General features: G+C 65.9%; 2 protein-coding genes. Both read left to right on the top strand.

The genetic code is table 11. The features are described from left to right. The coding region (gene adh / locus RMO85_RS01845) for an aldehyde dehydrogenase (protein WP_310526110.1) at positions 1-1,218 on the top strand (1,218 nt) is incomplete at its 5' end. A gap of 3 nt (positions 1,219-1,221) precedes the next feature. Further along, the gene (locus tag RMO85_RS01840) at positions 1,222-1,599 is read left to right on the top strand and encodes a DUF779 domain-containing protein (protein WP_310526108.1); all 378 of its coding nucleotides are present in this window, start codon (positions 1,222-1,224) and stop codon (positions 1,597-1,599) included. The last annotated feature ends 669 nt before the right edge of the window (positions 1,600-2,268 follow it).

The following is a 2,268-nucleotide window of genomic DNA, read 5'->3' as shown; positions in this document are numbered from 1 at the left end:
GAGACGATGGACAACGGCAAGCCGATCCGCGAAACCACCTACGCCGACCTCCCGCTGGCGGTGGACCACTTCCGCTACTTCGCCGGCTGTATCCGCGCCCAGGAGGGCGGGCTCTCCCAGCTCGACGACGATACCGTCGCCTACCACTTCCACGAGCCGCTGGGCGTGGTGGCCCAGATCATCCCGTGGAACTTCCCGATCCTGATGGCGGTCTGGAAGCTCGCACCCGCCCTCGCGGCCGGAAACGCGGTCGTTCTCAAGCCCGCCGAGCAGACCCCGTGGTCGATCCTCAAGCTGATGGAGCTGATCGGCGACCTGCTGCCCGGCGGCGTGCTCAACGTCGTCAACGGCTTCGGCGTGGAGGCCGGCAAGCCGCTCGCGACCAGCAGCCGGATCCGCAAGATCGCCTTCACCGGTGAGACCACGACGGGGCGGCTGATCATGCAGTACGCCTCGGAGAACATCATTCCGGTCACGTTGGAGCTCGGTGGCAAGAGCCCCAACATCTTCTTCGACGACGTCGCGGCCGAGAAGGACGCCTTCTACGACAAGGCCCTCGAGGGCTTCACGATGTTCGCGCTCAACCAGGGCGAGGTCTGCACCTGTCCGTCGCGGGCGCTGGTGCAGCGGTCGATGTATGCCGACTTCGTGCCCGACGCGATCGCGCGGGTGGAGGCCATCACCCAGGGCAACCCGCTCGACGTCACGACGATGATGGGCGCGCAGGCCTCCAACGACCAGCTCGAGAAGATCCTGTCCTACCTCGACATCGGCAAGCAGGAGGGCGCGAAGGTGCTCACCGGTGGTGAGCGCAACGTGCTCGAGGGTGACCTTGCCGAGGGCTACTACGTCCAGCCGACCGTCTTCGAGGGCGACAACTCGATGCGGATCTTCCAGGAGGAGATCTTCGGACCGGTCGTCTCGCTGACCAGCGTCGACGACGAGGCCGACGCCCTCAAGATCGCCAACGACACGCTCTACGGTCTTGGTGCCGGCCTGTGGACCCGCGACGGCTCTCGTGCCTTCCGCGCCGGCAAGGCGATCCAGGCCGGTCGGGTCTGGACGAACTGCTACCACGCCTACCCCGCGCACGCGGCGTTCGGCGGCTACAAGCAGTCGGGCATCGGTCGCGAGAACCACAAGATGATGCTCGATCACTACCAGCAGACCAAGAACCTCCTGGTCTCCTACAGCCCGGACAAGCTCGGGTTCTTCTAAGTCATGACCACACCCGAACGGGTCGGGGTCACCGGTGCGGCGGCGGACATGATCCGCCGCCTCACCGCGACTCACGGCCCGTTGATGTTCCACCAGTCCGGCGGTTGTTGCGACGGGTCTTCGCCGATGTGCTACCCCGACGGCGAGTTCCGCACAGGCGACTCCGACATCCATCTCGGGGACCTCGATGTCGGCCTCGAGCGCGACGTGCCGATGTGGATGTCCAGATCGCAATTCGAGTACTGGAAGCACACCCACCTCACCATCGACGTGGTCAAGGGCCGTGGTGCCGGGTTCTCTCTGGAGGCTCCTGAGGGGGTGCGGTTCCTGATCCGGTCGCGGCTGATGTCTGACGAGGAGTACGTCGACAGCCAGGGGTGATGGAGCAAGAACTGTCAAAGACCTGATTGCGTGCGTTCCGCAGGCGTTCCGGACACTTTTGCCCTTGAGCGTGCACGCAGTGGCTGTGACCTTGCAGTGACTGGATAGTGATGCGTTCCGAAGGTTCCCTCCAAACCGCCTGCAGGCTTTACGTTGCCGACACGTGCTGGCCGGCCATCTTGCTCGAGCACCTCGACCACGACCACGGTGACCGGATGCTCGAGGAGGCAATGAGACTGGCGCGACGCCTCGTCGTTGCGGTGCCATCGAGGACGAGGCACACGCGATCTGGGGCCATGTACGCACGGGCTCCTTGGCCGGCCTGGACGCGTGGGTGCCCGCACCGGGCTGCCCTACGAGGTGCACGAGGTGCCGGCGACTGGCTCGTGGTCGACCGCGTCCGCTGACGCATCCCTTGCACCCCGGCACCTCTCCGAGTCGCACCCGCCTGTTCGCCGTGCGCCTGCACGGCTCGTCGCACCTGTCCGTCGGGTTCACGCGGGTATTCCAGAGAACTCTCCGGCCAGGGTGGGCACCCCACCTTTCGGCCGGTCCGCACGGACGCCGTGGTTCCTAGTGTTCGGAGTAACGATCCACCACTGGAGGAACCATGTCCGACCTCATTGGCGCCCCGGCGCACGCCGCCACGTCAGCTCCCGACCCGGCCAC

Source organism: Nocardioides sp., assembly GCF_031422975.1.
In the GTDB taxonomy this organism is placed as follows: domain Bacteria; phylum Actinomycetota; class Actinomycetes; order Propionibacteriales; family Nocardioidaceae; genus Nocardioides.
This window is presented reverse-complemented; position numbering and strand designations above follow the sequence as displayed.